The 22,447-nt window shown below is 67.3% G+C and carries 22 protein-coding genes and 1 tRNA gene; 13 read left to right on the plus strand and 10 right to left on the minus strand.

The features are described 5' to 3' along the window. Window positions 1–1,245 carry a histidine--tRNA ligase gene (hisS, locus tag HT136_RS04935; protein ID WP_214198460.1) on the minus strand — a complete coding sequence of 415 codons (1,245 nt, stop codon included), beginning with the start codon at window positions 1,243–1,245 and terminating at the stop codon, window positions 1–3. A 100-nt stretch (window positions 1,246–1,345) separates the two neighbouring features. On the opposite strand from hisS, the gene HT136_RS04940 reads away from it, so the two are divergent. Beyond that, the gene (locus HT136_RS04940) at window positions 1,346–3,298 is read left to right on the plus strand and encodes a M61 family metallopeptidase (RefSeq protein ID WP_214198461.1); all 1,953 of its coding nucleotides are present in this window, start codon (window positions 1,346–1,348) and stop codon (window positions 3,296–3,298) included. A gap of 197 nt (window positions 3,299–3,495) precedes the next feature. Continuing rightward, a complete protein-coding gene (gene ppa, locus HT136_RS04945) occupies window positions 3,496–4,035 on the plus strand; it encodes an inorganic diphosphatase (RefSeq protein ID WP_214198462.1) in 540 nt (179 codons plus the stop codon). Window positions 4,036–4,213: 178 nt separating this feature from the next. Here ppa and HT136_RS04950 read toward each other — a convergent pair whose 3' ends face one another. From HT136_RS04950 to HT136_RS04960, 3 genes are all read right to left on the minus strand, one after another. Next, window positions 4,214–4,540: a WYL domain-containing protein gene (locus HT136_RS04950; protein ID WP_214198463.1), complete on the minus strand. Its 327-nt coding sequence runs from the start codon at window positions 4,538–4,540 to the stop codon at window positions 4,214–4,216. A gap of 151 nt (window positions 4,541–4,691) precedes the next feature. After that, window positions 4,692–6,143 carry an NAD-dependent succinate-semialdehyde dehydrogenase gene (locus tag HT136_RS04955; RefSeq protein ID WP_214198464.1) on the minus strand — a complete coding sequence of 484 codons (1,452 nt, stop codon included), beginning with the start codon at window positions 6,141–6,143 and terminating at the stop codon, window positions 4,692–4,694. Between the two features lie 187 nt (window positions 6,144–6,330). Beyond that, window positions 6,331–6,621, minus strand: a complete 291-nt coding sequence (locus HT136_RS04960; protein ID WP_214198465.1) for a GNAT family N-acetyltransferase — start codon at window positions 6,619–6,621, stop codon at window positions 6,331–6,333. Between the two features lie 63 nt (window positions 6,622–6,684). Between HT136_RS04960 and HT136_RS04965 the strand changes: the two genes are divergently transcribed. Both HT136_RS04965 and HT136_RS04970 read left to right on the plus strand, forming a co-directional pair. Next, entirely contained in the window at window positions 6,685–7,680 is a 996-nt protein-coding gene (locus HT136_RS04965) for a threonine aldolase family protein (protein WP_214198466.1), read from the plus strand. 11 nt (window positions 7,681–7,691) lie between these two features. Next, window positions 7,692–8,597, plus strand: a complete 906-nt coding sequence (locus HT136_RS04970) for a DMT family transporter (RefSeq protein WP_214198467.1) — start codon at window positions 7,692–7,694, stop codon at window positions 8,595–8,597. Here the strand turns inward: HT136_RS04970 and HT136_RS04975 are convergent. Further along, on the minus strand, window positions 8,507–9,352 hold the full coding sequence (locus HT136_RS04975; RefSeq protein ID WP_214198468.1) for a Rossmann-fold NAD(P)-binding domain-containing protein: 846 nt from the start codon (window positions 9,350–9,352) through the stop codon (window positions 8,507–8,509). The two genes, HT136_RS04970 and HT136_RS04975, sit on opposite strands and share 91 nt — an antisense overlap. A 107-nt stretch (window positions 9,353–9,459) precedes the next feature. Between HT136_RS04975 and pepN the strand changes: the two genes are divergently transcribed. The 7 genes from pepN to HT136_RS05010 all read left to right on the plus strand — a co-directional run bounded on the left by pepN (window position 9,460) and on the right by HT136_RS05010 (window position 16,682). Further along, window positions 9,460–12,114, plus strand: coding sequence for an aminopeptidase N (gene pepN / locus HT136_RS04980; RefSeq protein WP_214198469.1), 2,655 nt, complete (start codon window positions 9,460–9,462; stop codon window positions 12,112–12,114). Between the two features lie 10 nt (window positions 12,115–12,124). Continuing rightward, a complete protein-coding gene (pgeF, locus tag HT136_RS04985) occupies window positions 12,125–12,913 on the plus strand; it encodes a peptidoglycan editing factor PgeF (RefSeq protein ID WP_214198470.1) in 789 nt (262 codons plus the stop codon). A gap of 261 nt (window positions 12,914–13,174) precedes the next feature. Then, window positions 13,175–13,708, plus strand: a complete 534-nt coding sequence (petA, locus tag HT136_RS04990; protein ID WP_214198471.1) for a ubiquinol-cytochrome c reductase iron-sulfur subunit — start codon at window positions 13,175–13,177, stop codon at window positions 13,706–13,708. A 23-nt stretch (window positions 13,709–13,731) separates the two neighbouring features. Then, on the plus strand, window positions 13,732–15,012 hold the full coding sequence (locus HT136_RS04995) for a cytochrome b (RefSeq protein WP_214198472.1): 1,281 nt from the start codon (window positions 13,732–13,734) through the stop codon (window positions 15,010–15,012). A 30-nt stretch (window positions 15,013–15,042) separates the two neighbouring features. Beyond that, the gene (locus tag HT136_RS05000; protein ID WP_214198473.1) at window positions 15,043–15,852 is read left to right on the plus strand and encodes a cytochrome c1; all 810 of its coding nucleotides are present in this window, start codon (window positions 15,043–15,045) and stop codon (window positions 15,850–15,852) included. 110 nt (window positions 15,853–15,962) lie between these two features. Continuing rightward, a complete protein-coding gene (locus HT136_RS05005) occupies window positions 15,963–16,499 on the plus strand; it encodes an adenine phosphoribosyltransferase (RefSeq protein WP_214198474.1) in 537 nt (178 codons plus the stop codon). 109 nt (window positions 16,500–16,608) lie between these two features. Further along, a tRNA-Gly gene (locus HT136_RS05010) sits at window positions 16,609–16,682 on the plus strand. A 50-nt stretch (window positions 16,683–16,732) separates the two neighbouring features. Here HT136_RS05010 and HT136_RS05015 read toward each other — a convergent pair. The 5 genes from HT136_RS05015 to panC all read right to left on the minus strand — a co-directional run bounded on the left by HT136_RS05015 (window position 16,733) and on the right by panC (window position 21,155). Beyond that, the gene (locus tag HT136_RS05015) at window positions 16,733–17,260 is read right to left on the minus strand and encodes a TetR/AcrR family transcriptional regulator (protein ID WP_425516879.1); all 528 of its coding nucleotides are present in this window, start codon (window positions 17,258–17,260) and stop codon (window positions 16,733–16,735) included. A gap of 169 nt (window positions 17,261–17,429) precedes the next feature. Continuing rightward, window positions 17,430–18,059 (minus strand): hypothetical protein, encoded by a 630-nt coding sequence (locus tag HT136_RS05020; protein ID WP_214198476.1) that lies wholly within the window; start codon window positions 18,057–18,059, stop codon window positions 17,430–17,432. Beyond that, window positions 18,056–19,417 (minus strand): sensor histidine kinase, encoded by a 1,362-nt coding sequence (locus HT136_RS05025; RefSeq protein ID WP_214198477.1) that lies wholly within the window; start codon window positions 19,415–19,417, stop codon window positions 18,056–18,058. The genes HT136_RS05020 and HT136_RS05025 overlap by 4 nt, the downstream gene beginning before the upstream one ends. Beyond that, entirely contained in the window at window positions 19,414–20,100 is a 687-nt protein-coding gene (locus tag HT136_RS05030; RefSeq protein ID WP_214198478.1) for a response regulator transcription factor, read from the minus strand. Before HT136_RS05030 ends, HT136_RS05025 begins: the two co-directional genes overlap by 4 nt. A 200-nt stretch (window positions 20,101–20,300) precedes the next feature. Further along, the gene (gene panC, locus HT136_RS05035; RefSeq protein WP_214198479.1) at window positions 20,301–21,155 is read right to left on the minus strand and encodes a pantoate--beta-alanine ligase; all 855 of its coding nucleotides are present in this window, start codon (window positions 21,153–21,155) and stop codon (window positions 20,301–20,303) included. 162 nt (window positions 21,156–21,317) lie between these two features. On the opposite strand from panC, the gene HT136_RS05040 reads away from it, so the two are divergent. Together HT136_RS05040 and HT136_RS05045 are read left to right on the plus strand one after the other, a co-directional pair. Then, window positions 21,318–22,130 (plus strand): division plane positioning ATPase MipZ, encoded by an 813-nt coding sequence (locus HT136_RS05040; RefSeq protein ID WP_214198480.1) that lies wholly within the window; start codon window positions 21,318–21,320, stop codon window positions 22,128–22,130. Then, window positions 22,127–22,447, plus strand: a complete 321-nt coding sequence (locus tag HT136_RS05045; RefSeq protein ID WP_214198481.1) for a J domain-containing protein — start codon at window positions 22,127–22,129, stop codon at window positions 22,445–22,447. The genes HT136_RS05040 and HT136_RS05045 overlap by 4 nt, the downstream gene beginning before the upstream one ends.

The following is a 22,447-nucleotide window of genomic DNA, read 5'->3' on the forward strand; positions in this document are numbered from 1 at the left end:
TCACGGGTGGATCTGCTGGAGGACCTGGTCGACCGCGAGCGATTCGGCGCTGGGTTCGGCCGCCTTGAGATTGGCGGTCGGCACGCCTTCGACGCAGGTGAACGAGACGATGACCCTGGCGCCGGCCTTGACCGCCTTGTCGTAGCGCTTGCGCGGGCTCCCGCTGGCGATCATTTCGGCATCGATGCCCTGGAAGCGCAGCGCGGTGATCGCTTTTTGCGCGAAAGTCAGCGCGGCGTCGTCCTCGACCGCGAGCACGCAGGTGAGTTGGCTCTGTGGTACCAGCCCGGCATCGGCGACGAGCATGGCGAGACGTTCGATGCCCGCCGCCCAGCCGACCGCCGGGGTGGCCGGGCCGCCGAGTGCCTCGAGCAGGCCATCGTAGCGTCCGCCGCCCAGCACCGTGCCTTGCGCGCCGAGGCGGTCGGTGACGAATTCGAAAGCGGTGTGGCGGTAGTAGTCGAGCCCGCGCACCAGCGAGGGGGTGCGTACGAACGCAACCGAGGCGGCGGCGAGACCTTCGGTGACCTTGCCGAAGAAGTCCTGCGCCTCGCCGGAGAGAAACTGGTCGATCCGGGGCGCATCGGCGGTGAAGGGCTTGTCGCGCGGGTCCTTGGAATCGAGGATGCGCAGCGGGTTGCGCTCGAGGCGGTCCTGCGAATCCTCGGACAGCTCGGCGCGGTGGTCGCGGAAGTACTCGATGAGCGCGGCGCGCCAGGCCTCGCGGCTTTCGCCATCGCCCAGCGTGTTGAGCTGGAGCGTCACCCCGTCGGAAATGCCCAGTTCCTTGAGCAGCTGGTCGGCCATGACGAGCAGCTCGACGTCGACGGTCGGCTCGGGCGCGCCGATCACTTCGGCGTCGATCTGGTGGAACTGGCGGTAGCGGCCCTTCTGCGGGCGCTCGTAGCGGAACAGCGGCCCGTGCGTCGCCACCTTGAGCGGAGCGAACTGCTTCCAGCCGTTGGTGAGGTAGGCGCGGGCAAGGCCGGCGGTGAACTCGGGGCGCAGGGTCAGCGATTCGCCGCCGCGATCCTCGAACGAGTACATCTCCTTGGAGACGACGTCGGTCGTCTCGCCCAGCGAGCGCGAGAACACCGGGGTCTTCTCGAAGACGGGCATTTCCACGCGCTGGAAGCGGTAGAGCCGGCGCACGCGCTCGAAGGTCTCGACGACGTGGGCGAAGGCCTCGGCGTCTGCACCGAAGATGTCCTGGGTTCCGCGAATGGCCTGTGGTGTCTTGCTCATCCGCGCGCGCTTAGCCTGAATGGGGAAAAGGATAAAGACCGTGTTGGAAAGCGGCAATAGATGGTTGCCAAACCGCGCAACAGACGCAAGGATGCGTGTAATGAAGTATCATGTCGCGCTCGTCTCGCTCTCCGCTCTCCTGTCCGCATCCTCTGCTCTGATCGCCCAGGACTCCTCCCGAACCACGCCGATGGCCCCGGCGCTGCCGGCCGCCATGCCCGCAGCCCAGGACGTCGCCTATCCCGGCACCGTCGCGCTTGACATCGACGCCAGCGATGTCGAGCACGGTGTCTACCGCGTCAAGCAGGTGTTCCCGGTTGCGGCGGGCACCAAGGACCTGATCCTGATGCAGCCGGGCTGGCTGCCGGGCAACCACTCGGAAACCGGGCCCTATTCGCTGCTCGCCAACTTCCACTTCTTTGCCGATGGCAAGGAGATCCCCTGGGTGCGCGACACCGTCGCGGTGAACGCCTTCCACCTCGCGCTGCCCGAGGGCACCAAGGCGGTGACGGCTTCGTTCGTCCACACCTCGCCGCTGACCGGCAGTGAGGGACGCATCACCATGACGCGCGAAATGCTCAATCTGCAGTGGGAGAAGATGAGCCTCTACCCGGCCGGCTACTACACCCGCCGCATCCCCTATAAGACCACCGTCAAGGTGCCCGCGGGCTGGAGCGTCTACACCTCGCTCGACGGCCAGGCACGCCAGGGCGACACGCTGACCTGGGACGTGACCGACTACGAGCGCCTCGTCGATGCGCCGATCTTCGCGGGCAAGTATGCGCAGCGCTGGGAACTGGGGCACGGCGTCGCGATGGACGTGGTGGCCGACAAGCCCGAGCTGCTCAAGATCGCGCCCGAGAACATGGAGCACTACCGCAAGCTGGTGAACGAGGCGCTCGCCACCTTCGGGGCGCGCCACTTCGACCACTACGACTTCCTCCTCGCGCTGACCGACCGCATGGGCGGCATCGGCCTCGAGCATCACCGTTCGAGCGAGAACCAGTACGAGCCTACCGCCTGGACCGAGTGGGCCAAGATGGACTGGGACCACAACGTGATCCCGCACGAGTTCACGCATAGCTGGAACGGCAAGTACCGCCGCCCGGCCGACCTGTGGACGCCCGACTACCAGCAGCCGATGCAGAACACGTTGCTGTGGGTCTACGAGGGGCAGACCCAGTTCTGGGGCTATGTCCTCGCGGCGCGTTCGGGCGTCCAGACCAAGCAGACCGTGCTCGACATGTTCGCCTCGGCGGCGGCCAAGTACGCGGAAGGCACGCCCGGGCGCAGCTGGCGTTCGGTCGAGGACACCACCGCCGCGCCGCAGCTCGCGCGCCGTCGCCCTCTGCCCTACGTCTCGCTCACCCGCTCGGAGGACTACTACGTCGAGGGCGCGCTGACCTGGCTCGAGGCGGACCAGATCATCCGCGAGGGCACCAAGGGCAAGAAGGGCCTCGACGATTTCGCCAAGGCCTTCTTCGGCGTGCGCGACGGCGACTGGGGTGAGCTGACCTACGATTTCGACGAAGTCGTCAAGACGCTCAACGGCATCTATCCCTACGACTGGGCGACTTTCCTCAAGACGCGCATCTACGGCACCAACCAGCCCGCGCCGATGAACGGGATCGCGAAGGCCGGCTACAAGCTGGTCTGGAAGGACGAGCCCAACTCCTACGAAAAGGGCATCGAGAGCTACCGTGGCGGTCTCAACCTGACGTATTCGCTCGGCGTCGGGCTCGGCAAGGACGGCACGGTGACCTCCTCGCTTTGGGATTCGGTCGGCTTCAACGCAGGGCTCGTCAACGGCTGCCAGATCGTTGCGGTCAACGGCACTGCCTACAGCACCGACACGATCAAGGACGCGATCACCGCGGCCAAGACCGGCAATGCCGATGCCGGCAAGCCGATCGAACTGCTCGTCAAGCGCGGCGATCGCTTCGAGACGGTGAAGGTCGACTACCACCAGGGCCTGCGCTGGCCCTGGCTGGAAAGCACGACGCCGGGCAAGGCGAACGGTTTCGATCGCCTGCTTGACGCACGCACGAAGTAATCGCCTGTGGCGCAGGCTCGACCAAAGTCGGGCTGCGCATCTTGCGAAGGCGAGGGTAGGAGCGGGGTCCGCAAGGGCTCCGCTCTGCCCGTTCATGGGCCAAGAAGCCTGTTGCGGCGCACCAAGAGCGCGGCTAAGCCGCGTGCCACTACAGTCATTATCCGCACTTCGCACAGTGTCTACAAAGAAGGATGACCATGCGCATCGACATGATTCCCGTTGGCGACAATCCGCCGGAAAGTCTCAACGTCGTCATCGAGGTTCCGGTTGGAGGAGAGCCGGTCAAGTACGAGTTCGACAAGGAGTCGGGTGCTCTTTTCGTCGATCGTATCCTGCACACCCCGATGCGTTACCCCGCCAACTACGGTTTCGTGCCGCACACGCTCTCGCCCGACGGTGACCCGCTCGACGCGCTGGTGATCGCGCGTTCGCCGTTCATTCCGGGCTGCGTGGTGCGCGCGCGTCCGATCGCGGTGCTCAACCTCGAAGACGAACATGGCGGCGACGAAAAGCTGCTCTGCGTGCCCGTCGATTCAACTTTTCCTTACTATGTCGACGTAAAGGAGAAGGCGGACCTTCCGGAGATCGTGCTGGCCCAGATCGAGCACTTCTTCACGCACTACAAGGATCTGGAAAAGGAAAAGTGGGTGCGCGTGGGCACCTGGGGCGGCGCAGACGATGCGCGCCAGATCGTGCTGGAGGCGATTGAACGCTATAACGAGCAAAAGAAATCCTGATTCGCTCTTAGCACGAGGTCCACTCCCCCATGTGGAACGAGGGCCGGCGGCGCAAGCCGTCGGCCCTTTGCATGTGCGCACCGTGCGCAGTTTGACGCGGGTAAAATAAAACCCCCCGAACCGATTGGCGCGGGGGGCGGAGACCGTAAGACGGCCGGATGACGCGCGGCCATCCGGCTCAGGCGGTGACGGCGAAGACTTCCTGGTCGCTGTCGCGCGGCGGGGCCGGGTCGAAATCGGGCAGCGGTTCGAACTGCTCCTCAGTCACCTGCAGGTTCGAGAGGCCGTCGAGCTTGAAGTGGCCGAGGCGACGCTCCTCGTCGCTTCTCCAGTTCTTGTTCGGGTTGAAGGCGCTCACGAAAAGCTCGTCGTGGCGGCTGAACAGGCGGTGCGGGGCGAGCAGCATCTCGGTGCCGTTGTATTCGGCGCGGATGTGCCGCTTGAGCGCGATGGCCTCGATCAGCTTGCGTTCGTTGGTAGCGTCGGTCTGGATGGCGGTGGGCATGGGGCGGGATAATGGTCTGCGCGAGGGCTCGTGACAAGCGCGAATGCGGCTGCGAAGCGTGCAATCGTCGTGGCGTTTCCCGTCGCGCGCCGTCCCCCGCCGCATCGCGCGATGCACAGGGGACGGCGGCTTGGCCTTCGCCGTGATCCGATCAGGCGGGCTTCACGCCCATGCACAGGTACTTCAGTTCCATGAAGTCATCGAGCCCGTAGTGCGAGCCCTCGCGGCCCAGGCCCGATTGCTTGACCCCGCCGAACGGCGCGACTTCGGTCGAGATGAGGCCGGTGTTGATGCCCACCATGCCCGCCTCGAGCGCTTCGGCCACGCGCCACACCCGGCTCATGTCCGAGGCGTAGAAATAGCTGGCGAGGCCGAATTCGGTGTCGTTGGCCATCGCGATCGCCTCGGCCTCATCGGTGAAGCGGATGACACCCGCGAGCGGGCCGAAGGTTTCTTCGCGCGCGAGCAGCATGTCGGGCTTCACCCCCGCGACGACGGTGGGGTTGAAGTAGGAGCCGCCGCGTTCGTTGCGCGAGCCGCCCGCAAGCAGCGTCGCGCCGCCCTCGAGCGCGTCCTTGAGGTGCTCCTCGACTTTCTCGACCGCCTTCTCGTCGACGAGCGGGCCGATCTCGGTGCCTTCGTCGAGCGCGTAGCCCACCTTCATCGCCTTGACCCGCGCGGCGAGCTTGGTGACGAATTCGTCGTAGACCCCGTCCTGGACGTAGAATCGGTTGGTGCACACGCAGGTCTGCCCGCCGTTGCGGAACTTGGAGATCATCGCCCCCTCGATCGCGGCGTCGACGTCGGCGTCGTCGAAGACCAGGAACGGTGCGTTGCCGCCCAGTTCCATCGAGCACTTCTTGACCGTCTCGGCCGATTCGCGAAGGAGCTGGCGGCCGATCTCGGTCGAGCCGGTGAAGGTGATCTTGGCGACCTTGGGGCTCCCGGTCAGCGTCGAGCCGATCTGGCCCGCGCTGCCCGTCACCACGTTGACGACGCCCGCCGGAATGCCCGCCATCTCGCACAGCGCGGCGATCGCGAGCGCGGAGTAGGGGGTGGCCGAGGCGGGCTTGATCACCATCGTGCAGCCGGCCGCGAGCGCGGGTCCGAGCTTGCGGGTGATCATCGCATTGGGGAAGTTCCAGGGTGTGATCGCGCCGACCACGCCGACCGGCTGCTTGATCACGACGATGCGGCGGTCGGCTGCGTGGCCGGGAATGGTGTCGCCATAGGCGCGCTTTGCTTCCTCGCCGAACCACTCGATGAAGCTCGCGCCATAGGCGATCTCGCCCTTGCCTTCGGCCAGCGGCTTGCCCTGCTCGCGGCTGAGCAGTTCGCCGAGGTCGGCCTGGTGCTCCATCATCAACTCATAGAGCTTGCGCAGCAATTTCGAGCGCTCGCCCGCGGTTTTCGCGCGCCAGGCGGGCAGCGCCGCCTCGGCGGCGTCGATCGCACGCAGCGTTTCCTCGGCGCCCATCTTGGGTACGGTGCCCATGACTTCGCCGGTGCCCGGGTTGGTGACGTCGAGCGTCGCGCCCGATGCCGCGTCGCACCACTGGCCGTCGATGTAGCACTGCGTCTTCAGGAAATCGGTGTAGGCCATGGGGGTAGCATCCTCTTGGTCATCTTGAGTTCGTCGCGCGCGAGGCGGCGCGATCCGGAAGAACAACAACCGCGCGACCTGCCTTGCCGGTTCCCGTGGACCTGCACGGCGCGTCTGGCGCGTGGCGCGTCGAGACTATTCGCAGCGCGGAAAGCGGCGTGGGCCGGTGCCGCCATCAAAATGCCGTTCAGGCCTTCACGTCGTCCCACTCGGGATGGCGGGCAAAGGCGGCCACGACGTAGCTGCACACCGGCGCGATTCGGAACTGGTTTTCACGCGCGTCGGCGACCATCGCCTCGACCAGCCGCCCGGCGATGCCGCGCCCGCCGATCTCGGGCGGGACCAGCGTGTGCTCGGCATAATGGATGCCCTCGCGCGCGGTCCAGGTGAGGCGCCCCAAGGCCTCGCTGTCGGCGGGATGGGCGCGGTACTCGCCCCCTTCGCGGGTGTCATGCCGGGTGATGGTGAGGCCGACCATGCGATACTTCCTTGCTCATGAGATGCTTGACGCGGCTATGCCGGGCTGGTCTGGCATATGGTCATGCAGTTCCTCTCCGACAATGCCGCCGCCGTTCACCCCCAGGTCTGGAAGGCCATGCAGGCCGTCGATCGCGCCGATGCGCCCTATGACAACGATGCGCCGAGCCGCGCGCTCGACGCGGCCTTTTCCACGCTGTTCGGGCGCGAGTGCGCGGCGCTCTGGGTGGCCAGCGGCACGGCGGCGAACTGCCTGGCGCTGGCTTCGATGGTCCCGCCACACGGCGCCGTGCTGTGCCACCGTGAGGCGCATATCGAAATGGACGAGGGCGGGGCGCCGGGTTTCTTCCTTCATGGCGCCAAGTTGATGCTCGTCGAAGGCGAAAGCGCGAAGGTCACGCCTGCGACGCTGGCACGTGCCAGCGCGGGCATCCGCGACGACGTCCACCAGGTCCAGCCCCACGCGGTCTCAATCACCCAGGCGAGCGAGTACGGCTGCGTTTATCGCCCGGATGAAGTGGCCGCGATCGCCGCTTTCGCCAAGGCGCGCGGGCTCGGCCTGCACATGGACGGGGCACGCTTCGCCAACGCCGTCGCGTTCCTGGGCTGCGCGCCGGGCGAGGTGGTCGCGGGCGTCGACGCGCTCAGCTTCGGCTTCATCAAGAACGGGGCGATGAGCGCCGAGGCGATCGTGCTGTTCGACCCCGAACAGGCCGCGCTGCTGCGCTATCGGCGCAAGCGCGCCGGCCACCTGCAATCCAAGGGCCGCTTCCTGGCCGCGCAGATCCTGGCCATGCTCGAGGGCGACCTGTGGCTGGCCAACGCCCGCGCGTCCAACGCGGCCGCCGCCGAGATCGCCGGGGCGGCGGGCGATCGCCTGCTCCACCCGGTCGAGGCGAACGAGGTGTTCCTCGCCTGCACCCCGGCCGAGCGCGCGGCGCTGCGCGCGCAGGGTTTCGGCTTTTACGACTGGGGCGAGGACGCGGCGCGCCTTGTCACCGCCTGGGACGCCGCGCCCGACCACGTGGCCGCGCTTGCGCGCGCGCTGGCCGCGCTCTAGGCGCGAGCCCCATGAACGAGGATTTTCTGCTGCGCCCGAAAGTGGCGCTGCCCTTTCTGCTGGTCTGCCTGATCTGGGGATCGACCTGGTGGGTCATCACCGGACAGATCGGCGTGGCTCCGGCCGGCTGGTCGGTCGCCTGGCGCTTTGCGCTCGCCACGCCCGCGATGTTTGCAGTGGCCGCGGCGATGAAGCGCCCGCTGGGCATCGGGCGCGCGGGCCATGGCCTTGCGGTGCTGGTGGGCCTCGCGCAGTTCTGCGGCAACTACAACTTCGTCTACAGCGCCGAGATGTACCTAACTTCGGGCATCGTCGCGGTGATGATCGCCTTGATGCTGGTGCCCAACGCGCTGCTGGCCCGCGCCATGCTGGGCCAGCCGATTACCCGGCGCTTCCTGGTCGGCAGCGTCATCGCCATCGCGGGCATCGCTCTGCTTCTGCTTCACGAGGCGCACGAAGCGCCGCTGGCGGGCTCGGTCTGGCTGGGTGTCGCGCTGGCGCTCGCCGCGATGCTCTGCGCCTCGTTCTCGAACGTGGTGCAGGCCAACGAGACCGGGCGCAAGCTGGCGATGGTCAGCCTGCTCGCCTGGGCGATGCTCTATGGTACGCTCGCCGACATCCTTGTCGCCTGGCTGCGCGACGGGCCGCCGGTCTTCCCGGCCAGCCCGCGTTACTGGCTGGGCACGGCCTATCTCGCCTTCTTCGGCTCGGTCGTCACCTTCCCGCTCTACTACACGCTGATCCGCACGCTGGGTGCCGGCCGCGCGGCTTACAACGGGGTGGCGGTGGTGGTCATCGCGATGCTGCTCTCGACGCTGTTCGAGGGCTACCGCTGGTCGCTGCTCGCCGGCGCCGGCGCAGCGCTGGCGACGCTGGGGCTGATCGTGGCGCTCAGCGCGCGCAAGCCCGCCGCGTAGTCGGGGTAGCGCGGCCGCCAGCCGAGCACGCGCCTGGCCTTGCCGTTCGCGACGCGCCGGTTCTCGGCGTAGAAGCCGCGCGCCATCGGGGAAAGGCCCGCCTCGTCGAGCGTCTGGAGCGCCGGCAGGGGCAGGCCCAGCAACGCGCAGGCGTGCTCGACCAGTCGGTTCTGGTGGCAGGGCAGGTCGTCGGCAAGGTTGTAGACCCCGACGGGCTTGTCCAGCCCGGCGAGGACGCCACTGGCGATATCCTCGACGTGGACCCGGCTGAACACCTGGCCCGGCAGGTCGATGCGGTGGGCGCGGCCTTCCTGCACCCGCTCGAAGATCGAGCGCCCCGGCCCATAGATGCCGGGAAGGCGATAGACCCGTGCGCCCAGCGCCTGCCAGGCGCGGTCCGCCTCGGCGCGCGCGGTGCGTCGCCCGGTGCCGATGGGCGAGGCCTCGTCGACCCAGGCGCCGCCCGCATCGCCGTAGACCCCGGTCGAGGAGAGGTAGCTCAGCGCCTTGCCCCCGAGCGCATCGCCATAGGCTTCCAGCACCGGATCGAGCGGTTCGCCGCGCGCCTCGCGCCCCGGCGGAACCGAGGAAAGCACGTGATCGGCGTCGGCAAGTGCGAGGCGGACCGAGCCCGCATCGTCGAAGGACAAGGTGCCGTCGCGGCCGGTGGAGACGACCTCCCAGCCAAAGGCTTCGAACGTGCGGGCGATGACCTTGGCGGTATAGCCGAGGCCGAAGATGAACAGGCGGGGCATGGCGTCGGACCTAGCATCCCTGCACGCATTCGACAAAGTGGCGCTGGCACCCTGCAAATCGTGTGGGCCTCTCTGGCATTCGCGCCGCGAAGGGCTAGATATGCCCCATGGATATCGCCAGCAGACCCGCCGAGCCCGAACAGAACCTCCAGACGGCCGATGCCGCGCCTGCGCCGCAGGCCCCGCCGGTAATCCGGCGCGAGGACTATCTGCCCCCGGCCTGGCTGGTGCCCGAGATCGCGCTCGACTTCGCGCTTGGCCTCGATGCGACCACGGTCGTCTCGAAGCTCTCGGTCCGGCGCAACCCCGATGGCAACGGCACGCCGACGCTGCGCCTCAACGGCGACCAGCTTGCTCCCGTAGCGGTCCACGTCGATGGCGAGGCGGTCAACGACTGGCGCATGGACGGGCCCGACCTCCTGATCGAGCTTGCGGGCGAGGCGCACGAGGTCTCGGTGGAAACCGCGCTCGTACCCTCGGGCAACAGCCAGCTCATGGGCCTCTATGCCTCGAACGGCATGCTCTGCACCCAGTGCGAGGCCGAGGGCTTCCGCCGCATCACCTTCTTCCCCGACCGCCCCGACGTGCTTTCGACTTATTCGGTGCGCATGGCGGGCGACAGGGCGGTTTTTCCGATCCTGCTCGCCAACGGCAACTGCACCGCGCAAGGGGAGAGCGAGGACGGCACGCACTGGGCCGAGTGGCACGACCCCTGGCCCAAGCCGAGCTACCTCTTCGCGCTCGTCGCGGGTGAACTGATCGCCAACCACGCCACTTTCACCACAATGAGCGGGCGCAAGGTCGACCTCAACGTCTGGGTGCGCCCGGGCGACGAAGGGCGCACGCAGCACGCGGTCGATTCGCTGATCGCCTCGATGAAGTGGGACGAGGAGACCTTCGGGCGCGAGTACGACCTCGACCTCTTCAACATCGTCGCCGTGTCCGACTTCAACATGGGCGCGATGGAGAACAAGGGGCTCAACGTCTTCAACACGCGCTATGTGCTGGCCGACCCCGACACCGCGACCGACGCCGACTACGACGCGGTCGAGGGCGTGATCGGGCATGAGTACTTCCACAACTGGTCGGGCAACCGCATTACCTGCCGCGACTGGTTCCAGCTTTCCCTGAAGGAAGGCTTCACGGTCCTGCGCGACCAGCTCTTCAGCGCCGACATGGGCTCCGAGCCGGTCAAGCGCATCGAGGACGTGCGGATCCTGCGCATTGCCCAGTTCCCCGAGGATTCGGGGCCGCTGGCGCACCCGATCCGTCCGGATTCCTATCAGGAAATCAGTAACTTCTACACCGCGACCGTCTACAACAAGGGCGCCGAGGTGATCCGCATGATGCGCACCATGGCGGGCGAGGAGCGGTTCCGCAAAGGTACCGACCTCTACTTCGAGCGCCACGACGGCACCGCCGCGACCTGCGAGGACTTCGTGACCGCGATCGAGGATGGCGCCGGGCTCGACCTGTCGCAGTTCCGCCTGTGGTATTCGCAGGCGGGCACCCCGCAAGTCTCGGTCGCGCTCCAGCAGGAAGGGGCGCGGCTGGTGCTGACGCTGCGGCAGGCAGTTCCGACCACGCCGGGCCAGCCCGAGAAGCAGCCCATGCCGATCCCCTTGCGCGTCGCGCTGTTCGACCGCGCCACAGGTACGCACGGCGGCGAAACGCTGATCGTGCTGACCAAGGCCGAGGACCGCTTCGTCTTCGAGAACGCGCCCGCCGATCCGGTGCTTTCGATCAACCGTGGCTTCTCCGCGCCGGTCGCGATCGAGATGCTGCGCCCCGATGCCGACCTCGTGTTCCTCGCCGCGCACGACGATGACCCCTTCGCGCGCTACGAGGCGATGCAGAGTCTCGTCGTCCAGCACCTCGTCGCGGCGGTCGGCGGCGGGCTTGACGAAGGTGCGCGCGCGCAGGGCCGCGAAGCCATCGGTGCGGCGTTCGGGGCGATCGTAACCGACCCCGCGCTCGACGACCTCATGCGCGGGGAACTGATGCTGCTTCCGGCCGAGAGCTATCTTGCCGAGCAGTTGCTGGTGTCCGATCCGGGCGCGATCCACGCCGAGCGCGAGGGCCTCAAGGCCTGGCTCGGCAAGGCGCTCGCGGCCGATCTCGAAGCGCTCCATGACCGCGTCTCGGCGGTGCCCTATGGCCGCGAGGCCGCCGCACGCGGCGCGCGCAAGGTCAAGACGCAGGCGCTCGTCTACATCGCGGCGGGTAACCCGGCCGAGGGCGCGCGGCGCGGCCTCGCGCAATACCAGGGGGCCCAGAGCATGACCGACCGGCAGGGCGCGTTGATGGTGCTGGCGAGCCTCGATTGCCCCGAGCGCGAGGAGGCGCTGGCCGATTTCCTTGCGCGTTACGAGGGTAATGCCTTGGTCATCGACAAGTGGTTCTCGCTCCAGGCCGGCTCGCTCCACCCGCGCGTCCTGGCGCATATCAAGACCTTGAGCGCGCATCCCGAGTTCCGCATGTCGAACCCCAATCGCGTGCGCGCGCTCTACATGGCCGCAGCGATGAACCCGGTCGCGTTCCACGATCCGGGCGGCGAGGGCTATCGCATGATCGGCGACCTCATCCGCCGCCTCGACCCGATCAACCCGCAGACGGCGGCGCGTTTCGTGCCCTCGCTCGGACGCTGGCGCCGGGTCGAGCCGCAGCGCGCCGCGCTCATGCGCGCCGAGCTCGAGCGGATCGCGGCCGAGGCGAATCTCTCGCGCGACGTGCGCGAGCAGGTCACCAAGAGCCTGGGCTGAGGACGCGGCCATGACCATCGCGAACGAAGCGGTCGACGTTGCGCGCGCGGCGTCGCTCGAGGGGCTCGAGGGGATCGCCCACGGCTTTCTCGGTCGGCGCGGCGGGGTGAGCGAAGGCGAGGTCGCCGGGCTCAACGTCGGCTATGGTTCGGGCGATGACCACGCGAAGATCGACGCCAACCGGGCGCGGGTGGTCGAGGCCGTTCTTCCCGGCGGCCGGCTGGTGACGCTCTACCAGGTGCATTCGGCCGATTGCGTGACACTTTCCGATCCGGTCTGGAGCGATGCGGAGCGGCCCCATGCCGACGCCTTGGTGACGAACCGTCCCGGCGTGCTCCTGGGCATTCTCACCGCCGATTGCGCGCCGGTCCTGTTTGCCGATCATGAAGCCGGGGTGGTGGGGGCGGCGCACGCCGGCTGGAAGGGCGCCTTCGCGGGTGTCACCGAAAGCACCGTCCAGGCGATGGAGGCGCTCGGCGCGCGGCGCGAGCGCATCGCCGCGGCCATCGGCCCGTGCATCGCGCGGCGCAGCTACGAGGTCGACGAGGCCTTTTTCCGCCGTTTCCTTGAACAGGACGAGGGCAATGCGGTGTTCTTCGGCGCCGGGCGCGAGTGCCATCACCAGTTCGACCTCGAATCCTATGTGGCCGCGCGTCTCGCCGCCTCGGGCCTGCGCCGCATCGAGGCGCTGGGGCTCGACACCTACAGCGCCCCTGAACGCTATTTCTCCTACCGTCGCGCGACCCATCGCAAAGAAGCCAATTATGGCAGACAGATATCGGTGATCGGCTTGACCTAGGTCAAGACAGCCTCTCCCTTCAGAGTTTAGAAGCCCGCCAAGGGCGCCCATGGGCGGTCCGCTTGACCAAAAACACGGTTGGCACGGCTGATTTTCGTGTATATCAGCCGTGCCAGGTCGGTATTGAGAACAGGATTAACCTGTTTTGGTACCGTACGTTGGGGGGATCCAAGCGAACCGTAGGTGCGCATCCTGGCCTCTTGTCGGTTCCGGCTCTTGTCGGGTTCGGCCGGGGGTTGTCTAAACAAGGCAAGGGCAAACATGGCAGAAGAAGATGGCGTGCGGAGGCGCGATTTCATCAACGTCGCGGCGGTAAGCGCGGCAGGGGTCGCCGGAATAGGGGTAGTCATTCCGCTGGTAAGTCAGATGTCGGCATCGGCCGATGTCCTCGCGGCTTCCACGACCGAGGTCGATATTTCTTCTGTTCAGACCGGGCAGGCGATCAAGGCGATCTTTCGCAAGCAGCCGGTCTTCATCCGCAATCTGACCCAGCGCGAGATCGACGAGGCGAACGCCGTCGACGTCTCGAGCCTGCGCGACCCGCAGACGCTGGAAGAGCGGACCAAGGAAGGCAAGACCAACTGGCTGATCACCATGGGCGTGTGCACGCATCTGGGGTGCGTGCCGCTCGGCGCCGGCGAAGGTGAGCCGCGCGGGGAATTCGGCGGGTATTTCTGCCCCTGCCACGGTTCGTCCTACGACACCGCCGCCCGAATCCGTAAGGGCCCTGCGCCCCTGAACCTGCAGGTTCCGGATTACACCTTCACGTCCGACACCGTCGTCACGATCGGCTGAGGCCAAGAGAGAGGATCAAGAACATGAGCTTTCCCTGGGCCAAGGTATATACTCCCGAACATCCCTTCATGAAGTGGATGGACGAACGGCTGCCGCTCCCGCGCCTCGTCTACAACGCCGTCGGTGGCGGCTACGAGGTTCCGCGCAATCTCAACTATTTCTGGAACTTCGGGTTCCTCGCGGGGCTCTGCCTCGTGATCCAGATCGTCACCGGCATCGTCATGGCGATGCACTATGCGGCGAACACCGGCGTTGCCTTCGACAGCATCGAGATGACCGTGCGCGACGTGAACTGGGGCTGGCTGATGCGCTATGCGCACGCCAACGGCGCCTCGGCCTTCTTCGTGGTCATCTACATCCACATCTTCCGCGGCTTCTTCTACGGCTCGTACAAGGCCCCGCGCGAGATGGTGTGGCTGCTGGGCGTCGTGATCTTCCTGCTGATGATGGCGACCGCCTTCATGGGCTACGTGCTTCCCTGGGGCCAGATGAGCTTCTGGGGCGCCAAGGTCATCACCGGCCTGTTCAGCGCGATCCCGCTCGTGGGCGAACCGCTCCAGCAGTGGCTGCTCGGCGGCTTCGCGCCCGACAACGCCGCGCTCAACCGCTTCTTCTCGCTGCACTACCTCCTGCCCTTCGTGATCCTGGGCGTGGTGATCCTGCACATCTGGGCGCTGCACATCCCGGGCTCGTCGAACCCGACCGGCGTCGAGGTCAAGAGCGAGAGCGACACGGTTCCTTTCTATCCCTATTACGTCGCCAAGGACGGCTGGGCGATCGGCGTCTTTGCGATCCTCTACTGCGCGATGGTGTTCTTCGCGCCGAACTACCTGGGTCACCCGGACAACTACATTCCGGCCAACCCGATGAGCACACCTGCGCACATCGTGCCCGAATGGTACTTCTGGCCGTTCTACGCGATCCTGCGCGCCTTCACCGCGAACATCTTCTTCATCCCGGCCAAGCTGATGGGCGTGCTGGCGATGTTCGGGGCGATCCTGGTGTGGTTCTTCCTGCCCTGGCTCGACCGTTCGCCGATCCGTTCGGCTTCGTACCGTCCGGTCTACAAGTGGTTCTTCGTGGTCCTGTGCCTCGACATGCTGGTGCTGTTCTACTGCGGCGGCGCGGAGGCCAAGGAACCTTACGTGATGATCAGCCAGATCGCGGCGCTCTACTACTTCGCGCACTTCCTGATCATCCTTCCGATCGTTTCGGCCATCGAGAAGCCCAAGCCGCTGCCCTTCTCCATCACCGAGTCCGTGCTCGGCAAGGATGAAGACGCCGTGCTTGCGCCCTCGGCCTGATCGACAGCAGACACGAAAGAGACGAAAGACATGGCACGCATTCTCTCGATCCTCGTCGGGCTGTTCTTCACGCTGTCCCTGGCTTACACATTCGCGGTCGGCGCCTACACGGCGGCGACCGAGCCAGAGGCACCGACGGCCGAGCACGAGTTCCACCTTGCCCCCAAGCACGTCAGCTTCGCGAGCGACGGTCCGTTCGGCAAGTTCGACCGCCAGCAGCTCCAGCGCGGCTTCCAGGTCTACCAGCAGGTCTGCTCGGCCTGCCACTCGCTGCGCCACGTGGCGTTCCGCGACCTGGAGCAGCTGGGCTACAACGACGCCGAAGTGAAGGCGATCGCGGCGCAGTTCACGGTGCCCAAGTATGACACCGCCACCGGCGAGGTCGCGTCCAACCCGGGCATGGCGACGGATTACTTCCCGCCGGTTGCCTATGGTGGCCAGGGCAGCCCGCCCGATCTCTCACTGATCGCCAAGGCGCGTCACGGCGGCGGCGCTTACGTCTACTCGCTGCTGACCGGCTACCAGGATCAGCCCGCGGAACTGCTCAAGCACTTCCCGGACTCCAAGACGCCGGACGGGCTTTACTACAACCCGTATTTCGCGAACCTCAACCTCGCGATGCCGGCCCCGCTGGTGGACGATGCGGTGACCTATTCGGACGGCACCAGGGCCACGCTCGACCAGGAAGCCAAGGACGTTTCGGCCTTCCTGATCTGGGCTTCCGAGCCGACCATGGACAAGCGCAAGCAGACCGGCTGGCCGATCCTGGGCTTCCTGCTCTTCGCCACGATCCTGGGCTACATGTCCTATCGCAACATCTGGGCGAACAAGAAGCACTGAGCTTTCCGCCCCACGCGAACCTTTGACAGAGCCTCCCCATCGCGCGATGGGGAGGCTCTTTCCTTATGGGTCGCCCTGACCTCTGCCACATCCGACGGAGTACCCCGCCCGTGACGCCCGAAGACCTCAAATCGCTGGTCCGCACGATCCCCGACTTCCCCAAGCCAGGCATCCTGTTCCGCGACGTCACTACGCTCATGGGGCACGGGCCGGGCTTTGCCGCCGCGGTCGAGCTGATGGCACAGAAGGTGGAGGCCTGCGGGGGGCAGGCCATTGCCGGGATCGAGGCACGCGGGTTCATTTTCGGCGCGGCGATTGCGGCGCGGCTCGGCCTTGGCTTCGTGCCGGTGCGCAAGCCGGGCAAGCTTCCCGTGCCGGTGCTCGCGATCGACTACGCGCTCGAATACGGCACCGACACGCTGGAAGTCGATCCCGACGCGGTGGAGGATGGCGCGCGGATTGTCCTCGTCGACGATCTCCTCGCTACCGGTGGAACCGCGCTGGCGGCGACCGAACTGCTGCGCCGGGCCGGGGGCGTGGTTGCCGAGGCGCTGTTCCTCGTCGATCTGCCCGACCTTGGCGGGGGCGAGCGCCTGCGCGCAGCCGGTCTCGCCGTCGAGGCACTGCTCGACTACCCGGGGCACTGATCCGGCGCGCAATGCACCCGGGTTGTAAATGAGATATTGACGAGGGGGCAAGTGTCGTGGCAAGCGGCTCGCCTTGGCAGCGAGGCACGTCCCGCCGCCGGATCCCAGAGCGGGTATAGCATAGTGGTAATGCTCTAGCCTTCCAAGCTAGCTAGAGGGGTTCGATTCCCCTTACCCGCTCCAACTTTCCCTCCATTCGCTGGTTTTCGAAGGCGCGGATCGGTATTCCGTGCTTACTGCACCGCATAGATCTTGAGGATCTGGCGCGCCACCTCGTCGAGGCTGAGGCGGCCGGGGCGGAACCAGTTGCCCGCCGAGTTGATCGTGGAGAGCAGGAGAATGCGGTAGAGCTGGGGGTCAGTCCCGGCGGGAAGCCGCACTTTCCCGACCAGATCGGCGAAGAGCGCTTCAAAGGCGTCGCGCCGCTCGATCAACTTGGCGCGGACGGCGTCGGGTACGGCGCGAAAGTCGTTCATCAGCGGCATCGTCAGCGAATCGGGATCGAGCTGGATCGCGAGCAGCACGCGGCAGGCGCACGCGAGCTGCTCGGCCGGCTCCCCGATCTCCGCGATCGCGGCGCGGATGGCGGTCTCGGCCGTGTGCAGGGCATGGTCGTGGACGCGGATGAACAGCGCGTCCTTGCTCTTGATGTAGTGGTAGAGCGAGCCGCCAAGCAGCCCGACTTTCTCGCCGATGTCGCGGATCGAGGTGGCGGCGTAGCCCCGCTCGGCGAAGAGCGCGGCGGCGGCGGCCAGGATCATTTCCTCGCGCGTGGCGTCGCGCGGCGGCGTCGCGGTGTCATCGGTGGGCGCGGATCGCGCCTTCGCGGGTCGGGAAGGGGGCGTGTTTGCCATGATCCCGTGGGTGCAGACGCAAGGCTGCGGGTGCAAGCGTAAAGTGGGCCTCCCCGCGAAGTCGGTCCCGCCGACGTCATTGCACGACGAGGAAATACTCCGCTGGATTTTCGCCGCGATTGCGGATTTCGATCGCGTAGCGCTGCGTGAAGAGGGGGACCCACTGGCAGGCGCCGCCATGCCCTTCGCAAACCGCGCGCCGGTCCCGGTCGACGACGCGCAGCGACAGCGCCGCCTTGCCCGGTGTCGACAGCGCGACGCTGGCCTTCCGGCCCGAAAGAAAGACCTGTTCGAAATGCTCGCTCGCTCCGGCGATGACCCGGCCCGCGCGGTAGCCTGGTCCGACCGGACTGCCCCGGTAGACCGGGTCGTCGGCCCGTACGTCCGGCGCTGCGGCGGCCCGCCAGCGCACCACCGGGTCTTCGCCGGTCCAGTCGGGCAAGGGGCGGGCCCCCGAGCGCTCGATGATCCTGAGTGCGCGCTCGAGACCTGCGGTGTCGGCGCGCTTGGCAGCCGTGCTGGCATCGGCAAGCGCGAGCGCGACGGTGCCCTCGAGAGCGCCCGGCGGATCCTCGCCGGGGCCGCTTTGGGCCGAGGCGGGAACGCCGGCGGCCGTGACCATCACCAGCGCGGCGAGCAGGGCTTGTGGCAGCGCGCGTCGGGTCGGGGCGCGTCTCTTGCAAGGCGAATCATTCGGTCGGGTCATGGCTTCGTCTCCGGCGTCACCGCGAAACAGGCCCCGCGGGGGGTGTCCACGAGCGTGATCTCGAGATGATGGCGCTGGGCGATGGCACGGCACAACGCGAGGCCCAGACCAGCTCCGCCACCATCTCCGTGCGGACTGTGCCCGGCCCGGGCGAACTTCTCGAAAATATGCTCTCTCTGCCCCTTGGGCACGCCCGGCCCGTCGTCGCGGACGATCAGCCGGGGGCCCGGACTCAGGGCAAGCGTGATTGTACCTCCGGGCGGCACGAATTTGAAGGCATTGTCGAGCAGGTTCGTGACGAGCCGGGTCAGCGCCATCTCTTCGCCGTTGACGATGACCCTGGGCGCGATCTGGACCACAAGGCGATGGCCGGTCTCCTCGGCGCTGTCAGCATAGAGTTCGCCGAGTCGGCAGACGAGGGCGGAGAGGTCGACCGGGGCGAGCCCGTGGCGATCGCCGCGTCGGGCCTCGCTGGCCGCGATGTCGAGCAGCGATTCGAGCATGCGGATGATCGCGCGGATCTCGTCGCGGGCGCTGGCGATGCCCCGGGCCATCTCGGGATCGGGCGAGGCCGCCAGCGTCTTCACCAGCCGGTTGTCGAGATGCATCAGCGGGGTGCGGATCTCGTGCGCGACGTGGTCGCTGGTCTCGCGGTGCGCGGCGGCGAGGCGGCGCAGGCGGGCGAGCGCGTTGGCCGAGTGGCGGGTCAGCTCGCCGATCTCGTCCTCGTGGCCGGATTGGCGGGTCAGCGCGTCGAGCGCGCGGTCGTCGGGATTGCGAAAGGCGATGTTGAGGCGCTCGATACGGGTCGCCAGCCGGCGCGCGGCGAGCCACCCGGCCAGCGCGACCGCGGCCACCGCGAGAATGCCCCCGGCGAGGAACACCAGGCTGACCTGGCGGCGCAGCGCGTCGAGGGCGGGGGTCTCGTGCGCCACCAGCAGGCGCAGTTGCGGTCCGAGCTGGGTTGCCCGAGCAAAGGCGCTGTGGTGCGGCGCGATTTCGATGTCCCCGGCCTCGGAGAGCTCGGCGCGCAATCGGGGCCAGCGGGTGAGGTCTCCTGCCAGGTGGCGGCCTTGCCGCCCGGTCAGCAGGTAATGCGAGGACCCGCCGCTGCGCGGCTCGAGTGCGGCCCGGTCCTCGATGCGCTCGACCAGCTCGGGCAGCCCGTTGCTGGCGTAGATGTCGACGAGCCCGGCGAGGTCGACATCGACCGCGCGTTGTTGGGCGAGGCGGTTGGAGCGCGCGATCGTCGCGTCGGCGAGCACCCAGAGCGCGAAGGTGATGCTGGCCGCGCTCAGGATCGCCAGCAGGACGATGCGCGAGTAGATCGAATGGCGTAGGGGCGAGGTCTGCGTCACCGGCCCTCCAGCAGCCGGTAGCCCGAACCCCAGATCGTCTCGAGCGCGGGGCTGTCGAACCCTTCCTCGAGCTTGCGGCGCAGACGACCGATGTTGACGTCGACGACGTTGGTCTGGGGGTCGAAGTTCATCTTCCACACATCGCGCAGCAGCATCTCGCGGGTGAGGATCTCGCCCGCGTTCTCCATGAAATAGCGGAACAGCTCGAATTCGCGGGGGCTTAGCGCGAGATGGCGGTTGGCGCGAAAGGCGGTGCGCGCCTTCACGTGGCATTCGAAGGCGCCGTAGAGGATCACCGCGCTATGGGTGCTGCCCGAGGCGCGGCGATGCAGCGCGCGCAGGCGGGCGAGCAGTTCCTCGGCCTCGAAGGGCTTGGCGAGGTAGTCGTCGGCGCCGCCGTCGAGGCCCTCGGCGCGATCGGTGGTGCGCCCGAGCGCGGACAGCATCAGCACCGGCGTGCCGATCCCGCTTTCGCGCAGGCGCGCAAGGATCGTCAATCCGTCGAGATCGGGAAGCATGCGATCGAGGATGATGACGTCGAAGGGTTCCACTCCGGCGCGCTTGAGACCGTCGCTGCCGGTGGCGGCCCAGTGCACCGTGTCGCCGGTCTTCGCGGCGAGCTCGCAGACCTGCCGCGCCGCGCGGGCATCGTCTTCGACATAGAGGATGTTGAGCCCGGCCATCGCATTCCCCCGCAGCGGCCCGCTCGCGCCTGGCCGGGCCGAAGCATGTGCCCATGGCGGGGCGGCTTCAAGCCCGGACTGACCATCCGGCGATGGGCTCACGCTGTCCTGCCAGTTTAGACGGCGCGGGCGTGCAGGCAAATGACGATGGCTGTGAGATTTTCGCAGGTTTCGGGTGGCAGCGCCCCCGAACCTGGTGATCAGCGGCCCACGGCCATGTTGTCGATGAGGCGGGTGGTGCCCAGCCGCGCTGCGACAAGCAGGCGCATCGCGCGATCGATCGGGGCGGCCAGCACGTCGAGACTCTCGGCATCGCAAAGCTGGGCATAGTCGATCGAGGCGAAGCCCGCCTGCATCAGCTCCTGAACGAGCGCGGCGAGCGTTTCGGCGAGCTTTTCGCCCGCCTCGATGCGCGCGATGGCCGTGCGCATGGCCTCGGGCAGCGCCACCGCGCGCGCGCGTTCGTCGGCGGTGAGGTAGGCGTTGCGCGAGGACATCGCGAGGCCGTCCTCCTCGCGCACGATCGGCACGCCGAAGATGCGCGCGACGTGGGGAGAGGTGAGGTCAAGATCACGCGCCATGCGGCGGATCACCGCGAGCTGTTGCCAGTCCTTCTCGCCGAACAAGGCCATGTCGGGGGCGACCTGGTTGAACAGTTTGCACACCACCGTCGCCACGCCGTCGAAGTGGCCGGGGCGGGCCGCACCGCACAGGCCTTCGCTGACGCCGCTCACGCGGATCGAGGTGGCGAAGCCCTCGGGGTACATCGCCGAGACGTGCGGGGCCCAGAGCACGTCGACGCCTTCGGCCGCGAGCAGCTCGCTGTCGCGCGCGAGCACGCGCGGATAGGCGTCGAGGTCCTCGTTCACCCCGAACTGGAGCGGGTTGACGAAGATCGAGACGACGACGGCGTCGGCGCGTGCACGCGCTTTGCGCACGAGCGTCAGATGGCCGTCATGAAGCGCGCCCATCGTGGGGACGAGGGCGATCGTGCCCTTCGCCCGCAAGGCACTGAGAGCACTGCGCAGTGGATCAAGGGCGTTGACGGTTTGCATTGGCAGGGGCTGCTCCGGTAAGATGGGCCATTCGATGTCGGCCCTTCGCTCGGCGCCTCATAGCGGCGCTAAGGGGCGGGCGGCAACGGATTTGAGTGCAGGGGACGGGTGTGCGGGGGCCGAGGCCGCCGTGCACTCCTAGAAGAAGCGAAATCAGCATCCGTGACAGCGCATCGTATCGTCTTTGCAAACGAAAAGGGTGGAACGGGCAAGTCCACCACCGCCGTTCATGTCGCCATCGCCCTGGCCTACCAGGGTGCCCGCGTCGCCGCGATCGACCTCGATCCGCGCCAACGTACGCTTTACCGCTACCTGGAGAACCGGGTGGAGACCGAGCAGAAGCGCGGCATCGCGCTGCCCGGCGCGCGCTTCGCGGTCTATGACGGGGACGATTTCCACGAGCTCGACGAGCTCGCTGAGCAGATCGCGGACGGCTACGATTTCCTGATCTTCGACACCCCCGGGCGCGACGATGCCTTCGCGCGTCACGTTGCCTCGACGGCCGACACGCTGGTGACCCCGCTCAACGACAGCTTCATCGACTTCGACCTCATCGGCCAGGTCGAGACCGATACCTTCAAGGTCAAGAAGCTCTCGTTCTATGCCGAGGTGATCTGGGAAGCGCGCAAGAAGCGCGGGATCAAGTCGATCGAGCAAGGTGCGCGCGAGCTTGACTGGGTTGTCGTGCGCAACCGCATGCAGCACGTCGAGGCGCGCAACATGCGCCGCATGGACGGAGCGTTGCAGGAGCTTTCGCGCCGCGTGGGCTTTCGCATCTCGGGTGGCCTGTCCGAGCGCGTGATCTTCCGCGAGCTGTTCCCCTCGGGACTGACCCTGCTCGACAAGGGGCACCTGGGTGAGCTGGGCACCAGCCACCTGGTCGCGCGCCAGGAACTGCGTGGCCTGGTCAAGGGTCTCAACCTGCCGCGCCCGCAACGCCGCGAGGAGGGGCTGGCGCTCGCCGCGGGCCAATGAAACTGCTCTGGATCCTGGTGCTGGCGGCGATCGCCTGGCGCATGGGCTTCGGGCGTTGGCCCTGGCAGTCACTGGGGCTCAGCTCATGGCCCGACAAGCCGTCCGCCAAGCCGTCCGCGCGTCGTTCTTTCGCCGAGATCGAGGCACTTGCCCTGCTCGGCCTCGAGGCCGGGGCCGGGCGCAAGGAAATCCTCGAGGCCCATAAGCGGCACCTGGCCAGCGTGCACCCCGACCGGGGCGGTTCGAGCGAACAGGTCCACGCCGCCAACGCCGCGCGCGATACCTTGCTGGGGGCGCTCGCAGACCGGGGCGCCTGA

The sequence above is a fragment of the Novosphingobium profundi genome (assembly GCF_018491765.1).
GTDB lineage: Bacteria > Pseudomonadota > Alphaproteobacteria > Sphingomonadales > Sphingomonadaceae > Novosphingobium > Novosphingobium profundi.